The sequence below is a fragment of the Collinsella aerofaciens genome, assembly GCF_020709435.1.
GTDB lineage: Bacteria > Actinomycetota > Coriobacteriia > Coriobacteriales > Coriobacteriaceae > Collinsella > Collinsella aerofaciens_AU.
On sequence record NZ_JAJFDP010000003.1, the window covers coordinates 81,011 to 105,370 of the forward strand.

Annotated in this window: 20 protein-coding genes; 11 read left to right on the forward strand and 9 right to left on the reverse strand. The window is 59.1% G+C overall.

Annotation, left to right across the window (positions count from 1 at the left end):
- Window positions 1–117: 117 nt before the first annotated feature.
- The 3 genes from LK493_RS03185 to LK493_RS03195 all read right to left on the reverse strand — a co-directional run bounded on the left by LK493_RS03185 (window position 118) and on the right by LK493_RS03195 (window position 4,371).
- Complete coding sequence (locus LK493_RS03185; RefSeq protein WP_227790103.1) at window positions 118–690, reverse strand: hypothetical protein; 573 nt, start codon at window positions 688–690, stop codon at window positions 118–120.
- Between the two features lie 390 nt (window positions 691–1,080).
- Complete coding sequence (locus tag LK493_RS03190; protein WP_148345576.1) at window positions 1,081–3,045, reverse strand: C69 family dipeptidase; 1,965 nt, start codon at window positions 3,043–3,045, stop codon at window positions 1,081–1,083.
- 408 nt (window positions 3,046–3,453) lie between these two features.
- On the reverse strand, window positions 3,454–4,371 hold the full coding sequence (locus LK493_RS03195; protein ID WP_227790104.1) for a diacylglycerol/lipid kinase family protein: 918 nt from the start codon (window positions 4,369–4,371) through the stop codon (window positions 3,454–3,456).
- Between the two features lie 98 nt (window positions 4,372–4,469).
- On the opposite strand from LK493_RS03195, the gene rnd reads away from it, so the two are divergent.
- The 9 genes from rnd (at window position 4,470) to LK493_RS03240 (ending at window position 13,487) form a co-directional block, all read left to right on the forward strand.
- Window positions 4,470–5,603: a ribonuclease D gene (rnd, locus tag LK493_RS03200; protein ID WP_227790105.1), complete on the forward strand. Its 1,134-nt coding sequence runs from the start codon at window positions 4,470–4,472 to the stop codon at window positions 5,601–5,603.
- A 64-nt stretch (window positions 5,604–5,667) separates the two neighbouring features.
- A complete protein-coding gene (locus LK493_RS03205; protein WP_227790106.1) occupies window positions 5,668–6,372 on the forward strand; it encodes a zinc metallopeptidase in 705 nt (234 codons plus the stop codon).
- Between the two features lie 115 nt (window positions 6,373–6,487).
- Entirely contained in the window at window positions 6,488–7,939 is a 1,452-nt protein-coding gene (gene xseA, locus LK493_RS03210; protein WP_408583388.1) for an exodeoxyribonuclease VII large subunit, read from the forward strand.
- A gap of 42 nt (window positions 7,940–7,981) precedes the next feature.
- A complete protein-coding gene (xseB, locus tag LK493_RS03215) occupies window positions 7,982–8,248 on the forward strand; it encodes an exodeoxyribonuclease VII small subunit (protein ID WP_117773930.1) in 267 nt (88 codons plus the stop codon).
- A 49-nt stretch (window positions 8,249–8,297) separates the two neighbouring features.
- Complete coding sequence (locus LK493_RS03220; protein ID WP_227790107.1) at window positions 8,298–8,633, forward strand: histidine triad nucleotide-binding protein; 336 nt, start codon at window positions 8,298–8,300, stop codon at window positions 8,631–8,633.
- Between the two features lie 41 nt (window positions 8,634–8,674).
- Window positions 8,675–9,565, forward strand: coding sequence for a LysR family transcriptional regulator (locus LK493_RS03225; RefSeq protein ID WP_196025611.1), 891 nt, complete (start codon window positions 8,675–8,677; stop codon window positions 9,563–9,565).
- 119 nt (window positions 9,566–9,684) lie between these two features.
- Window positions 9,685–10,845, forward strand: a complete 1,161-nt coding sequence (locus tag LK493_RS03230; RefSeq protein WP_196025612.1) for an MFS transporter — start codon at window positions 9,685–9,687, stop codon at window positions 10,843–10,845.
- 120 nt (window positions 10,846–10,965) lie between these two features.
- A complete protein-coding gene (locus tag LK493_RS03235) occupies window positions 10,966–12,144 on the forward strand; it encodes an acetate/propionate family kinase (RefSeq protein WP_006234305.1) in 1,179 nt (392 codons plus the stop codon).
- A gap of 164 nt (window positions 12,145–12,308) precedes the next feature.
- The gene (locus tag LK493_RS03240) at window positions 12,309–13,487 is read left to right on the forward strand and encodes an acetate/propionate family kinase (protein WP_227790108.1); all 1,179 of its coding nucleotides are present in this window, start codon (window positions 12,309–12,311) and stop codon (window positions 13,485–13,487) included.
- Between the two features lie 350 nt (window positions 13,488–13,837).
- Here the strand turns inward: LK493_RS03240 and pta are convergent, their stop codons facing one another.
- Complete coding sequence (gene pta, locus LK493_RS03245; protein WP_195535875.1) at window positions 13,838–14,818, reverse strand: phosphate acetyltransferase; 981 nt, start codon at window positions 14,816–14,818, stop codon at window positions 13,838–13,840.
- A gap of 231 nt (window positions 14,819–15,049) precedes the next feature.
- Between pta and glf the strand changes: the two genes are divergently transcribed.
- Both glf and LK493_RS03255 read left to right on the forward strand, forming a co-directional pair.
- A complete protein-coding gene (gene glf / locus LK493_RS03250; protein WP_022094097.1) occupies window positions 15,050–16,252 on the forward strand; it encodes a UDP-galactopyranose mutase in 1,203 nt (400 codons plus the stop codon).
- On the forward strand, window positions 16,245–17,276 hold the full coding sequence (locus LK493_RS03255) for a glycosyltransferase family 2 protein (RefSeq protein WP_227790109.1): 1,032 nt from the start codon (window positions 16,245–16,247) through the stop codon (window positions 17,274–17,276). The genes glf and LK493_RS03255 overlap by 8 nt, the downstream gene beginning before the upstream one ends.
- A 376-nt stretch (window positions 17,277–17,652) precedes the next feature.
- Here LK493_RS03255 and LK493_RS03260 read toward each other — a convergent pair whose 3' ends face one another.
- The 5 genes from LK493_RS03260 to ppk1 form a co-directional block, all read right to left on the reverse strand.
- Window positions 17,653–18,654, reverse strand: a complete 1,002-nt coding sequence (locus LK493_RS03260) for a P1 family peptidase (protein WP_227790110.1) — start codon at window positions 18,652–18,654, stop codon at window positions 17,653–17,655.
- Between the two features lie 101 nt (window positions 18,655–18,755).
- On the reverse strand, window positions 18,756–19,337 hold the full coding sequence (locus LK493_RS03265) for a Maf family protein (protein WP_117635392.1): 582 nt from the start codon (window positions 19,335–19,337) through the stop codon (window positions 18,756–18,758).
- Window positions 19,334–19,876: a DJ-1 family glyoxalase III gene (locus LK493_RS03270; protein ID WP_138374490.1), complete on the reverse strand. Its 543-nt coding sequence runs from the start codon at window positions 19,874–19,876 to the stop codon at window positions 19,334–19,336. The genes LK493_RS03265 and LK493_RS03270 overlap by 4 nt, the downstream gene beginning before the upstream one ends.
- A gap of 106 nt (window positions 19,877–19,982) precedes the next feature.
- Complete coding sequence (gene rlmD, locus LK493_RS03275) at window positions 19,983–21,311, reverse strand: 23S rRNA (uracil(1939)-C(5))-methyltransferase RlmD (protein ID WP_227790111.1); 1,329 nt, start codon at window positions 21,309–21,311, stop codon at window positions 19,983–19,985.
- A 98-nt stretch (window positions 21,312–21,409) separates the two neighbouring features.
- Window positions 21,410–23,905 (reverse strand): polyphosphate kinase 1, encoded by a 2,496-nt coding sequence (gene ppk1 / locus LK493_RS03280; RefSeq protein WP_227790112.1) that lies wholly within the window; start codon window positions 23,903–23,905, stop codon window positions 21,410–21,412.
- Window positions 23,906–24,360 lie beyond the last annotated feature (455 nt).

Genomic DNA, 24,360 nt, shown 5'->3' on the forward strand with positions numbered 1-24,360 from the left:
AGCACGGAGACGGCTTTACGAGGGGCCCCAGGTTGGCGCGAAAGAGGAGCGAAGCGTACTTGGGTACGCGAGCGTCGAATGAACGCCAAGATGGGGTGGCTCGTAAAGCCGAGCGGGTTAGTTGAGCCTAAGGGCCTTCTGGATGGGCAAGTAGAGGGCACCGACCAGAATGGCGTTAAAGACGGCGGTCATGGCGACCACGGGCAGCATAGCGGCAGCGAGCTCGCCCACCACGCCGAGCATAGCCATCTTGATAACCATGAAGATAACGCCCGAGACAAAGGTGGTCACGAAGGTTGCGACGATGGCGATGGCAGGCTTAACCTGCCCGTTCTTGCCAGCGGCGTTGACGATGGCGGCCATGAGCATAGCGGCGATGCCCTCGGCGGCAAAATCGACGAACGGCGAGGTGGTGGTGATCTGAATCACGGCGGCCGAGATGAGGCCGATGACGAGCGCCTGGCCAATATTGGGGCGAACGACCAGGATAGTGAGGCAGAAGGCCGAGATGATGAACTCGGGGCTGATCATGCCGCCCGAGATGCCCGAGATGGCCTTGCCAACAGTGAAGTTGAGGATGAAGCCGGCGGCAAGCAGGATGGCGAGCAGGACAAGGGCGCGGACATCGAGCTTGCCGCGGTCGGCGGTCTGGACGGTACGGGGCTGGGTGGCGGTGGTGTTCTGGGACATGGTGAAAATCCTTTCGGAAGGGGGTGTAAGAGAAAAGCGGAGGCGCGTGATGCGAATGCGATCGGGCTCGAGATAGAAAAAGGCCCCCGGTCGAAACCGGAGGCCTTCCAATCACCTAGAGCGCAAAAACAGGCGTGAGGGACTCACCGTCGACCGATCGTATTCGCATCACGCCACCACCAGTTGTTGAGAGACTTCATCGTGTTCTTCATATCGGTGGCTCCTTTCGTGATGCCGTGGCGCAGTAGCACCTGATTGCTGTTGCGCTGCACTATAGCACAGCAAAGTGTTTGCGGGGAAATCTTTTTTGAAAAGATTTCAGCGGTGTTTCCCACTGGTCAAAAAGGCAGGCGGGACGAACCGTGCCATCCCGCCCGCACCAGTGAGGGATTACTCCTTGTTGCGGCGATAGAGGATATAACCGCCTGCGGAGATGACGGCAACGCCAGCGATGGCGAATGCGGCCACCATGCGGCCATCAAAACGATCGCCAGTGGTGGGCAGGCCGCCCTTGGTGTTCGTCTTGTTGGTGGTTACCGTGGTCGTGGTGTTGTCCGACTTGCCAGGCTTCTCAGGCTTGACAGCGGGCTGCTCGGGCTTAGTGGGCTGCTCAGGCTGCTCGGGGGTGCTGGGCTGTTCGGGCTTACCGGGCTGCTCGGGAGTGCCGGGCTGATCCGGGGTGACCGGGTCGGTGGCAAGGGCGTCCTTGGCGTAGGTGATGGACTCCTTGAGGCCCTTGGTCTCGGTGTTCAGGTCGCTCGGGGTGAAGCGCTCGTCAAAGTTTCCGGCCTTCTGATAAGCGCGCATCTCCTGGAGCAGGGCCTTGCACTTCTTGTAGGTGTTCTCGGTGGCAGCCTTGCCTGCCTTGTTGGCCAGAGCGGTGCGACCCTCGGTGGTCGTCTCGGCCAGCATAGCGGCGTCAACTTCCTTGTTCTGCTCGATGAGCTCGTTCTGGAGCGCGTCGAGGTAGGTGCGGACACTGGTACCAAGGGTGTCAGGGTTCTCAAAGCAGAGCGAGCTGATGTCCATGAGGACGTAGTTAATGGAGTTCTCGGGCTCCTCGTTGTACACGACGTCTTTCGCATTGCAGTGGTCGAAGGAGACGGTCTGATCGCTGAAGTAGGGGCTAACTTCAGTTATCAGAGCGGAGTACAGCGGGATGGCGACAGAGTACGCGGCACGGGAGAGCATTTCCCACTGGATGGTAGCGACTTCGGGATCATACCCGCGACGAATCTGGAAGAGATTGATCTCGGTGTTGCGCTCGCTGCCGATGCAATAAACGCCATCAGTGTTCGCGTTGAGACCAGGGACGTTCTCTCCGCGGTTGCCGAAGGCACGAATCAGCTCAAAGGTGCTCCAACCAGACTTGCCAGGCTTGAAGAACAGAGGCTGGATTTCGCTGACCATAGCTCCCTTTTGGACGGGTTTTCCATCCTTATCGGTGATAGTTTTAATTTCGTAATCCGTGCCTTCGGTCAGCTGACTAGCAAAATAATGGCGGCCTTGCACATAGCGGGACCATTGGTTAACGCCAGAATCGGCGAGGCTTTCGCCATACGTTTGGGCGACATCGAATTTACCGTCAGCGGAGTATTTGGCGAAACCCTTCTCCACGGGCATGGACTCGATGTCCTTGGAGTGCAGGCAGTTCTCAGTATCGTTCAGGTCGACATCGTAGTTGAGGCTGCCGATGTTGGGGTTGAGTGAGGCGACGTCGTCGGCCAGCTTCATGGCAATCCATTGATGGGCAGAAAGCGTGGCGAACAGCCAGGTCTCGTTGTTGTCGGCGATAATGATCTGGTCGTTAGTGCAAGTGCCCTGCTCGTCGATCAGGCTGCCGAGGAGCTCGACGCCCTCGCGGGCATTGGCGCTCTGGCCCAGGATGACGCTGCCGTAGCTGTACTCGCCGATGCCGGTAGCCTCATCGATTGGGTCTGCTGCTTTGGCATCCTCGTTATAGGAGGTGCTCAGCGTAGCGGAGCAAGAGACACCCTTCTCGTTGATACCGGCTTCGGAGTAGGCGTCGGTGTGGCCCTCCCAATTGGAGGGATGGTCACGTACGTAGCTGTAGCGATATGTAGGCTTATTCGAAGTGTATTCGAAAGCAGACTCATTCGAGCTGTACGTAAAGCCGGCTTCGTGGGCGGGTTCGATGCCATAGTGCTTGAGATAGCGCTTGCCAAAGTCCTCGGCACGGCCATAGTACGTGTTGCCGTCGGCCGTTAGATCTTTGCCCATGTACATCTGCGTGCAGGCGAGCGCAGAGGTCGGCATGGACATGATGGTTGCAGCTCCAAAGGCGAGGCCTATGCCCAGCTTTTTGAGCGCGTTGACGGGGTGAGTTTTCCTCATAATCCCTCCCAGCGTGCGAAAGCCCTCTGTCGCCAGAGGGCTTCAGCCAATAAAGACACTCCCTTAGCGTAACGAATCGGAAACAATATTCATCTATGAAAAATACTTACTCGATAAGCGTAATGAAATATACGATGAGCGGTTAATTATACTCAGTCTGTAGCTTTAGCCAAATAAAGACGCCCTGCAATTACTGTATCTGGATAAAGCGTCTGGAAATACCGAAATGAAAAATCCCCCGCTGTTTGGCAAATGCATAAACAGCAGGGGAGACGATAATTGGATGAATATCATACCAATGTGGAATTACTTCTTCCGGCGGTGGATCACGTTGATCGCATAGCCGACGAGCATGGCCAAAACGATGATGATAAAGCCGATCAGGGGATTGTCGTTCATGGGGTCCTCCTATTTACCAAGCGGTGAGAATTCGTCGACGATGAGGTCGAGGCATTGCGGAAGCGCGCGGGCTCCAAAGACGCCCGAATTGCTGGAGATAATCTCGCCATCGAACTGCATGCCCAGCGACGGGGTGCAGGTAATCTCGGCTTCCTTGGTCTGGATGATCTTGAACTGCGGGCGCCCGAGTACCTTACCGGCGGGGTCAAGCGCAGCGGTGATCACAGTAGGCAACAGCTGCACGGTGCGCACGGGTTCGATGACCGCAATGTCGACCATGCCATCGTTCATGCGGCAGTCGGGGAACAGGTTGATGTCGTTTTGGATGACCGAGGTATTGCCGGCCATGCAGCAGATGCCGTCGAGCTCCTCGACAATGCCGTCGTGCTCAATCGTAAAGTGCGCCACCGTGGGGTTGGGCGTGGCGAGCGCAGAGAGGAAGTAGGCGATCTCGCCGATGTCGTTTTTGGTGGGAGCGGCCTTCATCATGATCTCGGCGTCGAAGCCTGAGCCAGCGATGATGATAAAGCCATGGCGCTTCTCGTTGCCGTTCTCGTCGAGCCAAAAGAGCTCGCCCATGTCGACTTTGACCGTGCGGCCGGCGCGGCATGCCTTGGCGAGCGCCGCCGCCTCGGGGGCATTGCCGATGTTGTTGAAGAACAGGCAAGCCGTGCCGGAGGGGAAGACGAGCGTGGGGACGCCGCACCCGCGCATCTGGTCGAGCACGTTGGAAACGGTGCCGTCGCCGCCCGAGACAACCACGCGATCGAATTCGCGCACGTCTGCCACGGCGTCCTCGGGCTCCATGCCATCGCCGATAAAACGCATCACGACCTCGTCGCCGCCCTGCGCAAGGGCGTGTGTGAATGCGTAGATTTCATCTGAGCTGGGACCCGATGCCGGATTGTGGATGATAAGGCAGCGCATACTTACGTTCCCGTTCTGTGACTAACCGAGTATAGTTGTAGGGCAATGCCGATATCCTACCCGTGTTTTTCGGGCCTAACCTTATTCGATGGGTTGATATGTACATTTCCACACATCAGGCTCTGCTCGACTTTTGCCAGCGCGCCCGCGAGTTCGACGCGATTGCCGTCGATACCGAGTTTTTGCGCGAGCGCACGTTCCATCCGCGTCTGTGTTTGGTTCAGATTGCCACCCCTGCCGAGAGCGTAGCGGTCGATCCCCTGGTAATCGACGACCTATCGCCGCTGGCCGAGCTTATGGCCGACGAGAGCGTGACCAAGGTCTTTCACGCGTGCTCGCAGGATATGGAGGTCATGCTCCATACCGTAGGCGTGCTGCCGCGTCCGATTTTTGACACGCAGGTGGCCGCCGCCTTTTTGGGCGAGCGCCAGCAGATTTCGTATGGCGCGCTTGTTCAGACGTTCTGCGGTGTATCGCTGCCCAAGACCGAGTCGCTGACCGACTGGTCGCGCCGCCCGCTGACCGATAAACAGATCGAGTATGCGATCGATGACGTCAAGTACCTGATCGTCGCCTATACCGAGATGATGAGCCGCCTGCGCGAGCTGGGCCGTGTGGACTGGGTGCTCGACGAGCTGCGCCCGCTGGCTGACGAGTCGCACTATCGCGCCGATCGCCACGAGGCGTTCCGCAAGGTCAAACGCATCAATTCGTGCAGCCGTCACCAGTTGGGCATCGCGCGCGAGCTCGCCGCCTGGCGCGAGGACCGCGCCGAGCGCCGTAACATCCCGCGCAAGTGGGTCATGTCCGACGACACGCTGCTTGCGCTCGTTAAGCGCAATCCCGTGCGCGTTGAGGAGTTCCGCAGCATTCGCGGTACCGATCAGTTGGGTGAGCGCGATGTGGACGGCGCGCTCATGGCCATCAAGCGCGGCGCAAGCTGCCCGCACGATCGCCTGCCGCTCATGGTGCGCGGGCATCGCCAGATCTCTCCGGAGCTGGAGAGCGTGACGGATCTCATGTACGCGCTCATCCGCCTGGTTGCCGAGCGCTCGGGCGTGGCGACCTCGGTCATTGCCTCGCGCGATGACCTGGCCGACTATATTGACCACCCCGAGCAGAGCCCCCTGCGCGAAGGCTGGCGCTTTGAGCTTGTGGGCTCGCGCCTGGACGATCTGCTCTCCGGCAATATGGGACTCACCGTGAAGGACGGAAAGATTGAACTGTTATAGGGAAGCCTAGCCGGCTGAGTGGGTAAAATGCCTCCAACGTGTAACTCGATTCGGAGGAATTCGCATGCCCTATTACTATGGTTACGGCTTTGGTATCGACCCGCTGTACCTGCTGGTTGTTCTTGTTTGTACAGTGCTTGGCCTTGCTGCGCAGAGCTATATCAATTCGACGTACAAGACCTGGTCCAAGGTTCGCTCGGACGGCGACACGGGCGCCACGGTTGCTCGCCGCATGCTTGACGCCAACGGTTGCAATGCCGTGGGTATCAAGGGTGTCGCCGGTGAGCTCACCGACCATTACAACCCGCAGGATAACAACCTGTATCTGTCGGATGCCAACCGTTCGGGCGGTTCGGTCGCAAGCGTTGCCGTCGCCTGCCACGAGGCGGGCCATGCCGCCCAGCGTCAAAGCGGCTATGCCATGATGAAAGTACGTACCGCCCTCGTGCCGGTCGTCAACTTTACCCAGAACACCTGGACCATCGTGTTGCTCTTGGGCCTGTTTATGAACATTGCCGGGCTCACATCCCTCGCGTTGATCTTCTTCTCGTTTAGTGTACTGTTCCAACTCGTTACGCTGCCTGTCGAGATTGACGCCAGCCGACGCGCCGTGGCGTACATCGAGCAGTCGGGTATGAGTTCCAAGCAGGTCAACGGTGCCAAGAAGGTACTGACGGCCGCCGCGCTTACCTATGTTGCCGCTGCGCTCACCTCGATTATTCAGCTGCTCTATCTTATGGCTCGCTACAACAGAAACTCCAACCGATAACAAATTGGATCGCTGGGCGCCGCGGGGATTCGTGTCCCCGCGGCGCTGTACTATGTGTTGGACTTAAATTTGCGCAGGGCCGGAGTCCATGTGCACGATGACGAAAGGAGGCTGCGTGGCGGGCTGGAATCTAACCGGCAATGCCGTTTCCGCCGAGATTGACGGTTCGGATGAGCAGGAGCGCAAGGAGCTCAGCGTGAGCCAGGCGGTAGAAATCGCTGCCGGTGCGCTCGATGCCATTCCGCAGCTGAGCGTTCTGGGCGAGGTCACGGGTTTCCGTGGTCCCAACGCCCGAAGCGGCCACTGCTACTTCCAGATTAAGGACGACTCGGCCGCCGTCGACTGCATCATTTGGAAGGGCGCCTATCTCAAGCGTACCTTCGATCTGCGTGACGGCATGCAGGTGAGCTTTAAGGGCAGCTTCAACCTCTATAAGCCCACGGGTCGTATGAGCTTTGTCGCTCGCTCGTTTTCGCTGGCGGGGGAGGGTCTGCTGCGTCAACAAGTGGCGCAACTGGCCGAAAAGCTACGCCGCGAGGGCCTGATGGACGAAGCGCGCAAACGCCGCATCCCGGTGTTCTGCTCACGCGTGGCGGTTGTCACCTCGCTTTCCGGTGCGGTAATCGACGACGTCAAGCGTACGCTGCGCCGACGCAACCCGCTCGTCGAGCTCGTCTGCGTGGGCGCAAAGGTCCAGGGCGAGGGTGCGCCGGCAGAGCTTATTGAAGGCTTGCGCCGCGCCGCTGCCATTACGCCGGCGCCCGACTGTATTTTGCTCGTGCGTGGTGGCGGTTCCTTCGAGGACCTCATGACCTTTAACGACGAGGAGCTTGCCCGCGCGGTGGCGGCTTGCCCTGTGCCCGTGGTGACCGGCATTGGCCATGAGCCCGATACCTCGATTTGCGACATGGTGAGCGACCGCCGCGCCTCCACGCCCACGGCGGCGGCCGAATCGGTGGCGCCGGCCATGACGGAGTTGGCCGATGTGCTCGAGGCGCGCCATCAGCGTCTGGGTGCCGCGATGGCATCGATGATTGGGTCGGCCCAGGTCGACCTGGAGATGCTCGATCAGCGTGGCCGTCGTTCCTGGGATACCTATACGGCTCGCTTGGGCGACGCGCTCGATGCGGCCGCATGCCGCCCGTGTCTCAACGATCCGACGTTTATGGTCGAGCGTCGTGAGTCAGAGCTTGCCTTGACGGCCGATCGTTTGTCCGGTGCCATAACGCGCTCGGTCGGGGCTTTCCGATCCAGCTTTGAACGCCTGCCCGAGCGTCTGGCTGCAAGCACCTCGGGACTCGATGGCAAGCGCCATGCGCTCACGCTTGCGAGTTCCCGTCTGGAGCATCAGGGACGTACGATGCTCAGCAAACCCGCGTCCGACCTGGGCCGAGCTGCTGCGTCGCTCGATGCCCTGTCGCCGCTTAAGGTGCTTGCTCGCGGCTATTCCATCGTATACAGCGATGACGGTGTGGCTACGAGCGCCAAGACCTTTAAGCCCGGCGACGCCATCCGCGTGCGCATGGCAGACGGCAACGTTGCGGCAACGGTCAATACGGTCGAATAGGCCGCGTTTCACAGCGATAAACCTTTAGGAAAGGAAACAGATATGGCAGAGAAGACCCCGGTCGAGCAGCTTACGTACAAGCAGGCTTCGCAGGAGCTGGAGCTCATCATCCGCAGCTTGGAGTCGGGCGATATGGAGCTTGAGGAGTCGCTCGAGAGCTATACCCGCGGCGTCGAGCTCCTCAAGAGCCTGCGCACCCGTCTGTCCGATGCCGAGCAGAAGGTCTCGGTGCTTCTGAAGGACGTCGACGGCAACGACGTGCTCGCTGACGGCGAGGCCGCCAACACCGACGACAGTCTCTCGTTCTAACCATCTCGACCAAATATAATTACCTTGGTCTGTGAGAAAGGAACCTACCATGTGTGATTGCATCTTCTGCAAAATTGCCAACCACGAGATCCCTTCGACCGTTGTCTATGAGGACGACCAGGTCATCGCCTTCGACGACCTCAACCCCCAGGCGCCGGTCCACACGCTCGTGATCCCCAAGAAGCACTACAGCGACATCGCCGACAACGTGCCTGCCGAGACCATGGGCGCCATGGCCCACGCCATCCAAGAGGTCGCTAAGGCCAAGGGCCTGGAGGACGGTTTCCGCGTCATCTCCAGCAAGGGCGTCAATGCCGGCCAGACCGTCATGCACTTCCACATGCACGTCCTCGGCGGCAAGAACCTGGGCGAGAACCTCATCTGAGGACGCACAGCCCGTCGCCTTGGCTGCCTTTGGAGTAACCTATGCAGCTTTCTCAACTCGAATACCTTCAAGCGGTAGCGAACTACGGCGGCGTGCGCAAAGCGGCTCGCGCCGTTCACGTGAGCCCACAGGCCGTTTCGTCGGCAATCAAAAAGTTGGAATCTGAGTATCAGATTGTTTTGCTCGACCGATCGGCGGGGGAGGCTGTTTTGTCTCCGGCGGGCAGAGAATTTGCGCGTCGTGCACGCGTGATCCTGGCACAAGTCGACGATCTCAAAAAGTACGCTCAATCGGGGAACGGTGGCGTTTCGCCCGACGGCCACTTCCGTCTTTACGCCCCCTGTCTTCACGGGCGGGGGCGTCTTTTTGCCGAAAACTGGTACGACTCGTTTGAAAGCTCGCACCCCCAGATTCACCTTGATGTTTGGCATCAGCCAACGGCCACATGCTTTGAATCACTTGTGCTTGGCATTTCGGATGCGGCCATCTCATTTGAGGAGCCAAGGGACAGTGTCCTTTCTTCGAAATACTTGGGTGAAAAGGAGCTCAAGGTTCTTTCTTGCCCAGCGGGTCATCAATCTGTGGGCGCTATGACCGTTCGTGAGTTACTGGGCGGCAGGTTAGCTGTTCCCATTAATTTGTCGCCCTGTCTCAATGCAATCAATCAATGCCCCGAAGCTCAGCTGGTTAATTTCCGCTTTCGCGATGTCGAATACGGAAACAGGGCACAGGCTGAGTTTCTTCAGGCCGGGGGATTGATATTGAGTTTTTCTGGCTCTTCTCTCGCATCAGATGGACTGGAAGTGAGCGAGTGCTCCATTGAAGGCTCGCATGACGTAGCCTTGCCCATCTACTTTTGCTATCGACAAAATGTCTGGACCGATCGACACCAGACGGTATTTCTTCACCTATTGCGTCACCTTGCTTCGTGAGGTCATTTGGCCTCGTGGCGTCAAGTGAATGTTGACGCCTTGTAACACATGACTGACGGCTCTGCCCTCATGCTTTTCCAAGATTTCGGTTTGGGTTATTGGCTCTTGGAGGGCGGAGCATGAACGATCGTACGATTTTGCTTTATATGACGTTTGTTTTTCTGTCGAACTTCAGCACCATTTTGTATTTTCTGACGGTTTACCTTGAATTCGTCGGATTCTCGATGGTGGCGATTTCTAGCATGATGATTGCATATCAAGTGAGCAAGTTCATCCTTGAAGTTCCCACTGGCTATATTGCCGATAGGTTTGGACGAAAGACAAGTGGTCTCGTTGGCGTCGTGGGGATGCTTGGATACTATGTCGCCCTGCTTCTCGTCCGTTCTCCTCTGCTTTTAATCGGCGCGTTTGCTCTCAAAGGTTTTGCCGTTGCATGTATGAGCGGATCCATAGAAGCGATTTACATTGACAGCGTCTCTCAGGACCAGCTCGTAAGACTTAATGTCGTTGAGCGATTCATCTTCTATGTGTCTTATGCCCTCTCCGCTTGTGTGGGCGGTTTCATTTCGTCCGCTGGCGCGTATCTCATTGGGCTTTCGGTCGATATCATCGCAATGGTGCTGACATTGGTTGTCGTTGTCTGTATTCCTGAGGTGAGAAGAGAGGGCACCGCGGTGACACCTGAGTATGGAATTAGCCCGAAGATGATCGGTGCTGCTATTGCGGGTAATGGCATTCTTCGGTCAGCGTTCATCATGGACTGTTCTCAAGCATTTGCTTTTGTCGCCCTGGAAGACTTTTTCTCACTGTTGCTTGCGGGTCGCGGAATGAATGCCGTCGCTTCGGGTGTGATCATTGCGGTCCAGCTCCTTGCCTCGGCCTCCATGGGGCTTATTGTGCCCAGTGTGATTGCTCATGTCGACAAGGGCCGTTTTGCGCGTATTTGCGGCATCGTGCGCCTTTCCCTGACTGCTCTATTTTTGATTCCCTTTACTCCGGTCTATTTGCTGCCCGTGTTCTATGTGTTGCAGACGGTCGCCTACTCGTTATTTGCTCCAATTAAATACTCAATTTTTCAAAATGCTGTCGATTCATCGATGCGCTGTTCACTGATTTCGGTTCAAAGCCAGATGGTGGCGGTGGGTGCTGTTCTTTTCTATCTGCTCAACTCTGTGCTGAGTAGCGTTGCGGGCATTCGAGTCGTATTGCTTGTTGCGCTCGGGATTTCTTCCCTGGTGTATATCCCCGCGCTATTTCGTCTTACAAGTCAAAGGCCATGAGTATTTAGGCACCGATAACTTATATATCAACGCAACAAACCCGAGCGCGAGGGCGTTTGGGTTTATTATTGAAGCGTATGTAACCTGGCGGTGCCACACCGCCTGTTAGTAGGGAGACACATGAACGTTCTGGTCGTCAACGCAGGATCTTCGACCCTTAAGTATCAGGTCATCGATACCAAGTCCCACAAGGTGTCCGCAAAGGGCTCCTGCGAGCGCGTCTGCTTTACCGGCGGTACCTTCACCCACGCTGCCAACGGTTCCAAGAAGGTGACCGAGAACATCGAGTTCCCCGACCACAAGGTCGCCATCGAGGTCGTTCTGAAGGACCTCGAGGCCAACGGCGTCAAGATCGAGGGCATTGGTCACCGTATCGTTCAGGGTGGCTGGTACTTCGGCGATTCCTCCCTCGTCGACGAGGACGTCCTCGCCAAGATCCGCGAGGTCGCTCCGCTGGCGCCGCTGCACAACAACCCCGAGGCCAACGTTATCGAGTACTGCCTGGAGCAGTATCCCGACCTGCCCAACGTCACGGTCTACGACACCGCTTTCCACTTCAACATGCCCGAGGTCGCCAAGACTTACGCCCTGCCCAAGGACGTCTGCGACAAGCTGCACATCCGTAAGTACGGCGCCCACGGCACCAGCTACCGTTACATCTCCAAGAAGGTCGCCGAGATGACCAACGGCGAGGCTCGCAAGGTCGTCGTGTGCCATATCGGCTCCGGCGCTTCCCTGTGCGCCATCGAGGACGGCAAGTGCATGGACACCACCATGGGCCTCACCCCGCTCGACGGCGTCATGATGGGCACCCGTTGCGGCTCCATCGACCCGGCTACCGTGTGCTACCTGCAGCGCGAAGGCGGCTACACCTTCGACGAGGTCGATGAGATGATGAACAAGAAGTCCGGCCTTTTGGCTGTGACCGGCGGCAAGACCAACGACTGCCGCAACGTCGAGGAGCTCGCCGCTGCCGGTGACCCCGAGGCTCAGCTCGCCTTCGATATGTTCGTCTACAAGATTGCCGCCAAGGCTGCCGAGATGGCCACTTCCATGTGCGGCATGGACACCCTGGTCTTTACCGCCGGCATCGGCGAGCACGCTCCGGCTGTTCGCGCCGGCGTTGCCGACCGTCTGGCCTTTATGGGCGTCAAGATGGATCATGCGCGCAACGCCCTGCGTGGTGACGGCGCTTGGTGCCTGTCTGCCAAGGATTCCAAGGTCAAGATTTTCGTCATTCCCACGGACGAGGAGTTCATGATCGCTTCCGACGTCGAGCGCATCGTCAACGGCAAGTAATTGTAAGAGGGGAGGGGCTGGACGACCGAGTGCCGTTCGGCCCTTCTTTTGTGCTCGTTGGGCGATATGCCTGATAGCTATTTATTAAGTTATGATAACTTCTTATTAACATGCGGCCGCCTTAAGGGGTCTGCGTCGACCGTATTGCACTGCAAAGGAGTCTCATGAACGTACTTGTTGTCAACGCCGGCAGCTCAAGCCTCAAATATCAGCTTTTGGATACCGATACCCGCGAGGTTTTCGCCAAGGGCAACTGCGAGCGTATCGGATCGGACATGGGCATCTTTGGCCACTCCGAGAACGGTGGTGCCAAGCAGACCGAGGAGATTCCTTTTCCCGATCATCGCAGCGCCATTGCGCGCGTGCTCGAGGAGCTCGAGAAGACCGACTTTACGATCGATGGCATCGGCCACCGTATCGTTCAGGGTGGCTGGCACTTCGATGATTCCGCGGTCGTCGACGATGAGGTCATGGCTAAGATCCTTGAGGTGGCCCCGCTCGCCCCGCTGCACAATTACGGCGAGGCTGCGGCAATCGAATATTGCCGCGAGAAGTATCCGGAACTGCCCAACGTGGCCGTCTTCGACACCTCGTTCCACATGACCATGCCCGAGGTCGCCTACACCTACGCGCTGCCCAAGGACGTGTGCGACAAGTACCATGTGCGCAAGTATGGCGCGCACGGTACGAGCCACCGTTACGAGTGGATGATGGCCAAGGAGATCCTGGGCTCGCGTTGCCACCGTCTGCTTTCATGCCATCTGGGCAACGGTGCTTCGCTCGCCGCCATCGAGGACGGCGTTTGCCGCGACACCACGATGGGCCTCACGCCGCTTGACGGTCTGATGATGGGTACCCGCTGCGGTTCCATTGACCCGGCTACCGTGTGCTACCTGCAGCGCGAGGGCGGCTACAGCTACCAGGAAGTCGACGACATGATGAACAAGCAGTCCGGTCTGCTTGCCATCTCGGGCATCTCCAACGACGCCCGCGACATCCGAACGCGCGCCTCCGAGGGCGACGAGCGCTGCCTGCTCGCCTTCGATATGTTCGCCTACAAGGCTATGCAGCAGGCCGGCTCCATGATTGCTTCTATGGCGGGCGTGGATACCATCACCTTTACCGCTGGCATCGGCGAGAACGACTGGTCAATCCGCAAGGCCTTCTGCGACTGCTTTGAGTGGCTGGGCGTGCGCATCGACAACAACAAGAACCGCGAGGCCGTGGGCAACGGCCCGCAGGTCATTAGTGCCGCCGGCTCTTCCGTCACGGTCATGGTCATCCCCACCGACGAGGAATACATGATCGCCCACGACGTCGAGCGTCTGACCAAGAACAACTAACGCACGCATTTGCAAGTAAACGAAAGGCCTCCAGAGCAACAGCTCCGGAGGCCTTTTTGCTAGCAGGTGAAAATTCCAGTCCCAAAGAGATCATCATCAGCAACGCCTGCGCTCCCAGCAACGGCATCCAACCATTCAGATCTTCAGCCTCAGCTCGTAGCCAAGCCGCCGTCCACTCCAGATGCCCTAATTGCTACGTAGCGGTAGAAGGCCGTACGGGCTAACCCCTGAAAACATTCCGCACCAGAAACGCCCCCGTTCGTAGCTCCGAAGGAGCAGAACGGGGGCGTTTCATTGGTCGAGGACGTTTTCAGGGGTTAGCCCGTACGGCCTTCGGGCGAGTGCGTGCGCTACTCAGCCATCTGAGCCTGGACGGCGGTGATGGCCACGACACCCACGATGTCGTCGGCAGAGCAGCCGCGCGACAGGTCGTTGACCGGCTTGGCGATGCCCTGCAGGATGGGGCCGTAGGCGTCAGCGCCAGCGAAGCGCTGGACCAGCTTGTAGCCGATGTTGCCAGCCTCGAGGTCGGGGAACACAAGCACGTTGGCCTTACCGGCGACGGAGGAGCCGGGAGCCTTGAGCTGGGCGACGGTGGGGACGATAGCGGCATCGAGCTGCAGGTCGCCGTCGATGGCGAGCTCGGGAGCCTTCTCCTTGCAGAACTTCACGGCCTCCTGGACCTTCTTGGCGACCTCGCCACCGGCGGAGCCCATGGTGGAGTAGGAGAGCATGGCCACGTGCGGCTCAACGTTGCCCATGAAGGTGGACCAGGAGTGGGCCGAGGCGATGGCGATCTCGGAGAGCTCGTCAGAGGATGGGTTGATGTTGAGGCCGCAGTCGGCGAAGATCAGCGTACCGTCGGTGCCGAACTGCGGGGTGTCGGTGCACATCACAAAGAAGGCCGAGACCAGCTTGGTTCCCGGGGCGGTCTTGAGGATCTGCAGCGCAGGGCGCAGGGTGTCGGCGGTGGAGTGGCAGGCGCCGGAGACCAGGCCGTCGGCATCGCCCATCTTGACCATCATGGTGCCAAAGTAGGTGGCGTCCATCACCTGGGCGCGAGCCTGCTCGATGGTGACGCCCTTCTTGGCGCGGAGCTCGGCAAACTTCTGCGCGTACTCCTCGTGCTTCTCGGCGTTGCGCGGGTCGATGACGGTGGCGCCGGGAACGTTGATGTCATCGGGGTTGCCCAGGATGACGATGTTGGCCAGGCCCTCCTCGATGATCTTGTTCGCCGCGACGATGGTGCGCGGGTCCTCGCCCTCGGGCAGGACGATCGTCTTAAGGTCGGCCTTGGCGGCAGACTTCATACGGTTAAGGAAATCGCTCATGTTACTCCTTACAAGCGTTTCACTAAGCTCCAGGCGCCCGGCTGTTCACGAATAAACCCGCTACTAGCGGGTTTACCTTTCAATTATGTACGCCGCGGTGCTTGAGCTTTCCTTGTGTGGCAAGCTCATTATAGGACGCATTAGCGCTATAATCGCTCTGATAAATGTGTCTCGAAGAATGTTCGAGAAAAGCCCAGCTAACGAGCCCGTGGCTTTTGACAAGGAGTATCGATGCAGATTACCTCAGGCCTGCCTGAAGGCTTTAACGCCGGCGCGTACGACATGATTGTCGTCGGTGCTGGATATGCCGGTGCCGTTTGCGCCCGCCGTCTTGCCGAGACCATCGGCTATCGTGTTGCCGTTTTGGAGCGCCGTAGCCACATTGCGGGCAATGCCTATGACTGCACTGACGAGGCCGGAATCCTGATCCACGAGTACGGTCCGCATATCTATCACACCTTTAACGAGCGCGTGCACAATTTCCTGTCGCGCTTTACCAAGTGGACGGATTATCAGCACAAGGTGCTCGCCAACATCAACGGTACCCTTATGCCCGTGCCCTTCAACCACGCGAGCCTCAAACTTGCTTTTGGCGATGAGCGCGGCGAGGAGCTGTATCAAAAGCTCGTGGAGACCTTTGGCAAGGATGTCAAGGTTCCCATTATGGAGCTGCGCAAGAAGAACGACCCGGATCTCGCCGAGGTTGCCGACTATGTCTACGAGAACGTCTTTTTGCATTACACCATGAAGCAGTGGGGTCAGACGCCCGACCAGATCGATCCCTCGATCACTGGCCGCGTTCCCGTCTTTGTGGGCGATGACGACCGTTACTTCCCGCAAGCTCCCTTCCAGGGCATGCCGCAGGACGGCTATACCGCGCTGTTCGAGCATATGCTCGATCACGATCTGATCGACGTATTCTGCGATGTGGATGCTCGCGACCTCTTTGAGATCGACGAGACGACCGTCAAGATTGACGGCAAGGTCTATGGCGGCGAGATCGTCTACACTGGTCCGCTCGATGAGCTGTTCAACCTCGACCTGGGTGCCCTGCCGTACCGTACGCTCGACATGAAGTTCGAGACGCTCGATATGGATCAGTTCCAGCCCGTTGGCACCGTCAACTACACCACGAGCGAGGACTACACGCGCATTACCGAGTTCAAGAACATGACCGGTCAGGTCTTGCCCGGCAAGACCACCATCATGAAGGAGTACTCCAAGGCCTATACGCCTGGTTCGGGCGAGACGCCGTACTACGCCATTCTTGAGCCGGAGAACCGTGAACTCTACGAGCGCTATCTTGAGCGCGTCCAGAACCTGACGAACTTCCATCCGGTGGGTCGTCTCGCTGAGTATCGCTACTACGACATGGACGCCGTGACCAATTCCGCCCTCGATCTTTCGGATGAGATTATCGCCTGCCATGCATAAAGTCATAACATTCGGTATTCCTTCGTATAACGCCGCCAAGGACATGGACCATTGCATCACCTCCATTCTGGAGGGGAGCAATTACGCCACCGATATCGAGATTATCGTGGTGGACGATGGCTCCAAGGACGAGACGGCCGCCAAGGCCGACGAGTGGGAGGCCCGTTATCCCGGTATCATCCGCGCGGTGCACCAGGAGAACGGCGGCCACGGTATCGCCGTTCTTTCGGGCCTGCGCGAGGCACAGGGTACGTACTACAAGGTCGTCGATTCGGATGACTGGCTCGACGGCGCGGCCCTTTCGACCATGCTGTCGATCCTGCGTGGCTTTGAGGAGCGCGACCAACGCGTCGACCTGTTTATCTCCAACTACGTGTACGAGAAGGTCTACGAGGGCACGCATACCGCTATTGGCTACAAGTTTGCCCTGCCGCGCAAAAAGATATTCACCTGGGATCAGATCGGGCACTTCCGTCTGGACCAGAATCTGCTTATGCACAGCCTGTGCTATCGCACGGACGTGCTGCGCGAGTCCAACCTGCCTATGCCGCCGCACACCTTCTACGTGGATAACATCTACGCCTACGTGCCCCTGCCGCGCTGCAAGACCATGTACTATGCCGACATCGAGCTCTACCGCTACTTCATTGGCCGCGAGGGCCAGAGCGTCAACGAGGCTACGATGGTCAAGCGTCTGGACCAGCAGTTCCGCGTTACGCGCATCATGATGGAGTCGTTTCACCTGTACCAGGATGTCGAGTCTTCGCGCCTGCGCTCCTACATGATGGGCTATTTCACCATGATGATGGCAATCTGCTCGGTGCTCACCAAGCTTTCCGAGGAAGAATGCGCCGATGAGCGCCTGAAGACGCTGTGGAGTGATCTGAAGGCCTATGACGAGCGCATGTATCGTCGCGCTCGCTACGGCGTGGTGGGCTTCTTTACCAATCTGCGCGGACGGGCCGGAGACAAAACCACACTCGGCCTATACCGTCTTGCCTCAAAGATCTTCAAATTCAACTAGCTGCTGAGTAATCGCTGCTGATAGGTTGACTGGGCCCCTTGGCCTTTAGTTTGCTACTGCGAACAGTCCTGCTCGCACGGAAAGCACATTAAGTGCTTTCCGGCTCGTGCGGAACTTGTATCAAACTAAAGGCCAAGGGGCCTCTGCTATAAGAATCGATTGTCAGTTTATTTGAATTTGAAGATCTTCGACGCGCGGTACACAGGGGCCTGGGCTGAAAAGAATTAAGTTGGTAGTCGGTCGGAGGCGGGCGGGCATTACGTTTGTCGCGAGTTCCGCATGCAAAGAAGGCCACTTAATGTGGCCTTCGTCTTGCATAGGACTGTAGAGCAGCAAACGTAATGCCCGCCCGCCTCCGACCGACGGTCGAGTAGGGTTACTTCGCGGCGCCGGGGATGCCGTGGGAGGTTTTGGCGGTTTTGGCTCCGTTTACGATGGCGGTCTGTAGGGCCCTTACGGCGAGCATGCCCAGCAGGTCTAGGGGAACGGCGGCGCTTGCCTGGGCGCCCAGTTTGCCGCTGGCGAGGGTGTAGATAGTGTCGCCGTCGTTGGTGGTGTGCGTGGGACGGATGGCGTGTGCGTAGGCGTCTGCGGCCATCTGGGAGACCTTGGTGGTTTGTGCCTTAGTGAGTTCCACGTTGGTGACGATGCAGCTGATGGTGGTGTTGGTGCGGTCGAGCGGCATCTGCATGGATCCGGCGGCGGCAAAGGCTGCGAGTTCCATGTCGACGATCTGGTCGCTATCGGCGGCGGCGCGCATGCCGGCGACCCACTCGCCGGTGAAGGGGTCGACCACGTTGCCGCAGGCGTTGACCGAGACCACGGCGCCTACCTTAACGGGACCGAGCGCCACGGCGGCAGCGCCAAGGCCGGCCTTCATACAGGTAGCGGGGCCCATGAGCTTACCTACCGTGGCGCCCGTGCCGGCGCCTACGTTGCCCTGTTCGAGCTTGGTGGGGGTGTTGTCGAGTGCTTCGCGCACGGCGGCGATGCCGGCCTCAATGTCGGGGCGAACGGTGGGGTTACCAAAGGCGAGGTCGAAGATACAGCTCGAGCACACGATAGGCACCTGCGTGGGGCCGACGGGAAGGCCGATGCCGCGGCTCTCAAGCTCGCGAGCGACGCCGCTTGCAGCCTCGAGGCCAAAGGCCGATCCACCCGAAAGGCAGACGGCGTGGACCTTGTCGACAGTGTTCTCGGGTCGCAGCAGGTCGGTTTCGCGCGATGCGGGAGCACCGCCGCGAACGTCAACGCCGCCGGTGGCGCCCTCGGGTGCCACGATTACGGTGCAACCGGTGCCGGCCTCCTCGTCCGTATAGTTGCCATAGCAAAAGCCATCGACATCGCAGACGTCAATGGCCTCGAGCAGTGTATCCATGTTTAACTCCTATCGGTTTTCCGCCGCGCCTTGTGCCCGGTCGGGATCCGTACGGTACGCCAAAATTGTAGGCGCCGGGGGATACCCAGCGCCAGATGCAATTACGAGAGTTTTTGAATCGCGCGCGCGACGCGGGCGATGGGTAGGCCCACCACGTTATAGAAGTCGCCCGAAATATCGTGCACGAGCATGCGTCCTCCTGTGCCCTGAATGCCGTAGGCGCCGGCCTTGTCCATGGGCTCACCCGAGGCGACGTAGTGCTCGATCTGCTCGTCGGTGAGCTCGTAGAACGTCACGTCGGTCACATCGACAAAGGACAGGCTCTCGGCGGCATGCGGGGCGGCCGTGTCGCCTGCCTTAACGATGCAGACGCCGGTTGCGACCTGGTGCGTGCGGCCCGAAAGCTCACGGAGCATGGTGCGCGCCTCGTCCTCGGTTGCCGGCTTGCCCAGAATCTTGCCGTCAAAGGTGACGATGGTGTCGGCCGCGACCGTCAGCTCATTGGGCTCGGCATGTTCGGCGGCAACGGCGGCGGCTTTGGCGCGTGCTAAGCGTTCAACGAGCGTAAGCGGGGCCTCGCCATCAAACGGCGTTTCGTCGATATCGGCAGGAATGATGCGAATGTCATAGCCCGCCTCGCGCATCAACTCGATGCGGCGCGGTGATTGCGAAGCCAAAATCATAGCTGAATGCCCTCGGCGACCTTATCGACGGCCTTGTCGCCGGCGAGCGTGCGCAGCAGCTCAAGCGCAAAGGGGAGCGACTGGGCCATGCCGCTGGCGGTGATGATGTTGCCGTCTTGCGTGACCTTCTCGCCGGTATAGGCGCCTTCGGGGAAGCTTTTCTCAAAGCCAGGGAAGCACGTGGCGTGGCGCCCCTCGAGCAGGTCGAGCTCGCCCAGGATAAACGGGGCGGCGCAGATGGCGGCGACGTGCTTGGTTGCGGCGAACTCGCGGACCACGTCGCAGACGCGCTGATCGGCGCGCAGGTTGGTAGCACCGGGTAGGCCGCCGGGTAGCACGACGCAGTCGTACTCGTCAAAGTCGATCTCATCAAAGAGCGCATCGCAGGTCACGGGGATCTGCAGCGAGCTTACGACCTCACGCGTGGGCATGATCGAGACGAGCGTGGCGCGCACGCCGCCGCGACGCATGACATCGACCATGGTCAAGCATTCAATAGTTTCAAAGCCATCGGCGGCGAGAACGGCAACGCTGGGCATGGGGGTTCCTTTCATAGGCGGCATACAATTAGCCGTCTTATACCCCGAAGACCTCCGCTTGCCACGCTCGATTTCCCAATGATTTTTCTGAGCAATGATCATGTGTCTAGTTGCGCTTGAGGTGGACGACGGTTTCGCAGTGGAAGGTTTGCGGGAATAGGTCGACCGGCGTGATCTTGATGGGAGAGAAGGTGCCCTCCTCGACAAAGCGTTTGAGGTCGCGGGCCAAAGTTGCCGGGTCGCAGCTCACGTAGGCAACATCTCGGGCACTCGTACTCGCGATGAGGTCGATGGCCTCGGGCGCCAATCCTGCGCGCGGCGGATCGACTACCAGGACATCGGCGTCCTGGTCGGGGAACTCGCGCACCGCGTCTCCGCCAATGACGTCGACGTTATCAAGCTTGTTGATTTCCAGGTTACGGCGTAGATCGCGCACGGCGGGGCCGTAGGCCTCGACGGCAGCGACAAAGTCGCAGCGGCGGGCGAGCGGCAGGGTAAAGGTGCCGGCACCGCAGTACAGGTCCACGGCAAGCTCGTCTTCCTGCGGGTCGAGCGCTTCCATGACAAGCTCGATCAAAATCTCGGCACCCTTGGTGTTGACTTGGAAAAACGATGGGGCGGACAGGCGCATCTGACCCTCGGCGATATTCTCGGTCCATGAGCCCTCTCCGGCGAGCATTTCGACCTTGCAGACACGGCGGGCCTTCTTTTCGCCCTTGCTCATCACGCGCACGATGCTCGTGGGATGAGCGGCGTCTGCCAGAACGCGGGAGACCTGCGAGCGCGGGAAGGAGCCCGTAGGCGTCCAGAGAGCGACCTCGAGCGCCTTGGTGCGGCGCGAGGCGCGAATGCCCACGCGCTCGAGGCCCAGGTCGTGGCTGCCGCTCAGATAGTTGAGCGCGCCGACGACCGATTTGAGCGCCTTCGGGAAGCGCTTATCGAACAGCGGGCACGTATCGACGGTCACGATTTTGCTGGGGTCGACACCGTGCATGCCAAGGCGCACGCGACCGTTGACGACGGTCGGTTCGAGCTCGATTTTATTGCGGTAGCCCCAGTCGTCCTTGGTGTGGCAGATGGGCTGTACCAACTCATCGACCTGCTCAGGAGCGAACTTGCCGATGCGCTCGAGCGTGGAGCGCAGGTTTTGCTCCTTGGCGGCGAGCTGTGCCGTGCGTGAGAGATTGCCCCACGAGCAGCCGCCGCAGATGCCCACGAAGGGGCAGGGAGGCTGAATGCGATCGGGGCTTGGCTCCAGAATCTCGGTGGTGCGGGCTCGCATGAACGACTTGCCGTCCTGTACGACCTCGGCCTCGACGGTGTCGCCTGCCACGGCACCCTGCACAAAGACGGCCTTGCCGTTGTCGGCGTGCGCCAGCCCGTCGGCGCCGTATGTCATCGATTCTATAGTGAGCTTCATATCCCTGCCTGTCATTCGCGTTGTTGTTCGCACCATGGTAGCAGGGAAAAGCGCCCCGCATCCGAGGCTTTCCTCAAATGCGGGACGCTTCTACAAACTGCTTCTACAAACGACTATTTCGTCTTGCCGGTAATGAGCGTCTTAAGACCCAGACCGATCAGGCCCAGGCCCATGCGCACGCGGCCGGGGCGATGGCGCTCGATGGCCTTGGTCTTGCCGGCGGGCTTATCGCGACGGGCGTTCGGCTCGGGTGCGGGCTTGGTGACCTGCGGCTCGGGCCGAGGTACAGGTGCGGGCTTGGGCTCAATGACGGTCGCCTGGACCTTCTGAACCTCGGGCGCTTTCTCCACGGCGGGCTCTGCGGCAGCCTCGGGCTCATTCACCGGGGGAGCGGCAACCGCCTCCGGTTTGGCAACTGCCCTATGTTCAACCTCGGCCTGAATAGCTTCTTCGGCCACGCGTTCCTTCTCCTGTGCGCGCTGCTGCGCGGCCGCCTCGGCGTTGCGATATGCACGCTCCAGCAGGGCTTCCTGCGAGTTGAAGGGCCTCTCGCCTTCGTGGCGCTCCACGGGGACCCAGGTACCGTCGCTCGTGAGGCTGCGGGCCTTCACATTGTCGCGCAGCTGCATGCTCATGTACTCATGGACCAGGGCACGGCAGGTGGGGTCGAGCACGGGGAAGGCGATCTCCACGCGGTGCTCGGTGTTGCGCGTCATCATGTCGGCCGAGCTCAGATAGATCATGTCCGAGTCCACGCCAAAGGCGTAAACGCGCGCATGCTCCAAAAAGCGTCCGACGATAGAACGGACATGCACATTCTCGGTCTTGCCCGGAACGCCCGGCTTGAGGCACGAGATGCCGCGGATGATCATGTCCACGCGGACTCCTGCGCACGATGCCTCGGCAATCTTGTCGATGACCTCGCGGTCGGTGAGCGAGTTGAGCTTAAAGAACACGCGGGCGGGTTCGCCAGCGAGGGCGCGCTGGATCTCGCGATCCAGGCCGCGCATGATGAGCGGCTTCAGGCCGACCGGCGCCACGCCCAGGAAGCGGTAATCGCCGCGCAGGTTGCCCAGCGACAGGTTGCGGAAGAACAAGTTGGCGTCCTCGCCGATGCCGGGATGGGCGGTCATGAGCATAAAGTCGCTGTAGAGCTTGGCCGTCTTCTCGTTAAAGTTGCCGGTGCCCAACAGCGTCAGGCGTGTAAGCGCCATGCCCTCGCGATAGGTGAGCTGGCAGATCTTGGAGTGGCACTTAAAGCCCTCGGAGCCGTAGATGACGGTGCAGCCTGCCTCTTCCAGACGCTCGGCCCACTCGATGTTGTTTTGCTCGTCGAAGCGGGCGCGGAGCTCCATGAGCACCGTGACCTCTTTGCCGTTCTCGGCGGCATCGATCAGCGACTCGCACAGGCGGCTCTGCTTGGCCACGCGGTAGAGCGTGATGCGCAGTGAGATGCACTCGGGGTCGTAGGCGGCCTCGTGTACCAGATCCAGGAAGGGGTTCATGGCCTCATAGGGATAAAAGAGCAGCTTGTCGTGCTGAAGTACCTGCTCGCGGATGGAGCGGGTCATATCGATGGTGGGGTTGGGCTGCGGCTTAAACGGCGTAAAGAGCAGCTCGTTGCGCAGGTGCTCGGGAATCTTGCCCTCAATGCCGAAGACATAGCCCAGGTTGAGCGGGATATCGCAGGTAAAGACCGAGCGACGCGAGAGCTCGAGCGCCTTGCGGATAGTCTTGAGCGTTGCTTTTTCGAGTGAGCCCGAGACGGCGAGCACTACCGGCTGCAGGCGCAGGCGCTTCTTGAGAATGCGCTTCATGTGCTGGCGGTAATCCTCTTCCTCCTCGACGCCCTCGCCGTCCGGGTCGATATCGGCATTGCGGGTGACGCGGATGAGCGCGCGATCCAGCGGCTTATAGGAGCCAAAGCAGCTGTCCAGGCAGGCGAGGATGACGTCCTCGAGCAGAATGTAGGAGTAGGTGCCGGTGGGCGAGGGGATCTCGACCACGCGGTTCATCGAGGCGGGAATCTCGATCAGGCCCAGCAGACTTTCCTCGTCGGTGATGCCGTCCAGGCCACAGGCCAGGTAGAGTGCGCCGTTGCGCAGGTTGGGGAAGGGGTGGCGCGGGTCGATCACCAGCGGTGAGATGACCGGCGACACGTAGGCCTGGAAGTAGCGGGTTACAAAGGTGCGCTCCTCGGGCGTAAGCGAATCGATGCGGGCGCGGTGAACGCCCAGGGTGTCGAGCTTGCCCTCGATGCTCTTAAAGATGGACTCCCAACGGGTAAGGAGCCCGGGCAGCTCCGCCATGACAGCGTCGACCTGTTCGGAGGCGGTCATATTGCTCTTGTTGTCGACAGGCTGCTTTTTGAGCTCGGCAAGGTCAGACAGGCCACCCACGCGCACCATGAGGAACTCATCGAGGTTGGACTCGAAGATCGATACGAACTTAAGGCGCTCGAACAGCGGCACGGACTCATCAAAAGCCTCGTCGAGCACGCGGTTGTCAAAGCGCAGCCAGCTGAGCTCTCGATTTTGCGTGTACGAGAAGTCGCGCGGCGGCTTGCGCAGCTTAGCGGCCTTTTGCTTCTTTTCGATTTTGCTCGGCATATGCATCTGTCCGTTCAGTCCCCGCAGGGGACGGTAGCCTAACACTATTCACTATTGTCTCAATTTAGTCGACTTGTGGCACGGACGTATTGTGCGAACGGTATCTTTACCTACTTCTTACGCTGTCAAGCATGCAACTAACTGCCTGACTCGTTTTGAAAACAATCCATATCCATACTCAACTGGTGAGAATGTATGAATAAGAATGATTGCAAGCTGAATATAATCGAATCCAAATCGAATCGTGGACAAACGACATATATATGCAGAAAACCGTTTTATCTATGCAATTCCTAAACATGAAAATATTCGTGCAATCTTGCTTAATTCCTTAGAAAAAAGAACGTTTACCTTTGAAAACCTGCTTTAGAGAACTGAAGTGCATCATGGGGGAATCATATGCGATATACCGTTCATCGCACTTTGCTGACCGTTCGGGGGCGAGGTGGAATTGC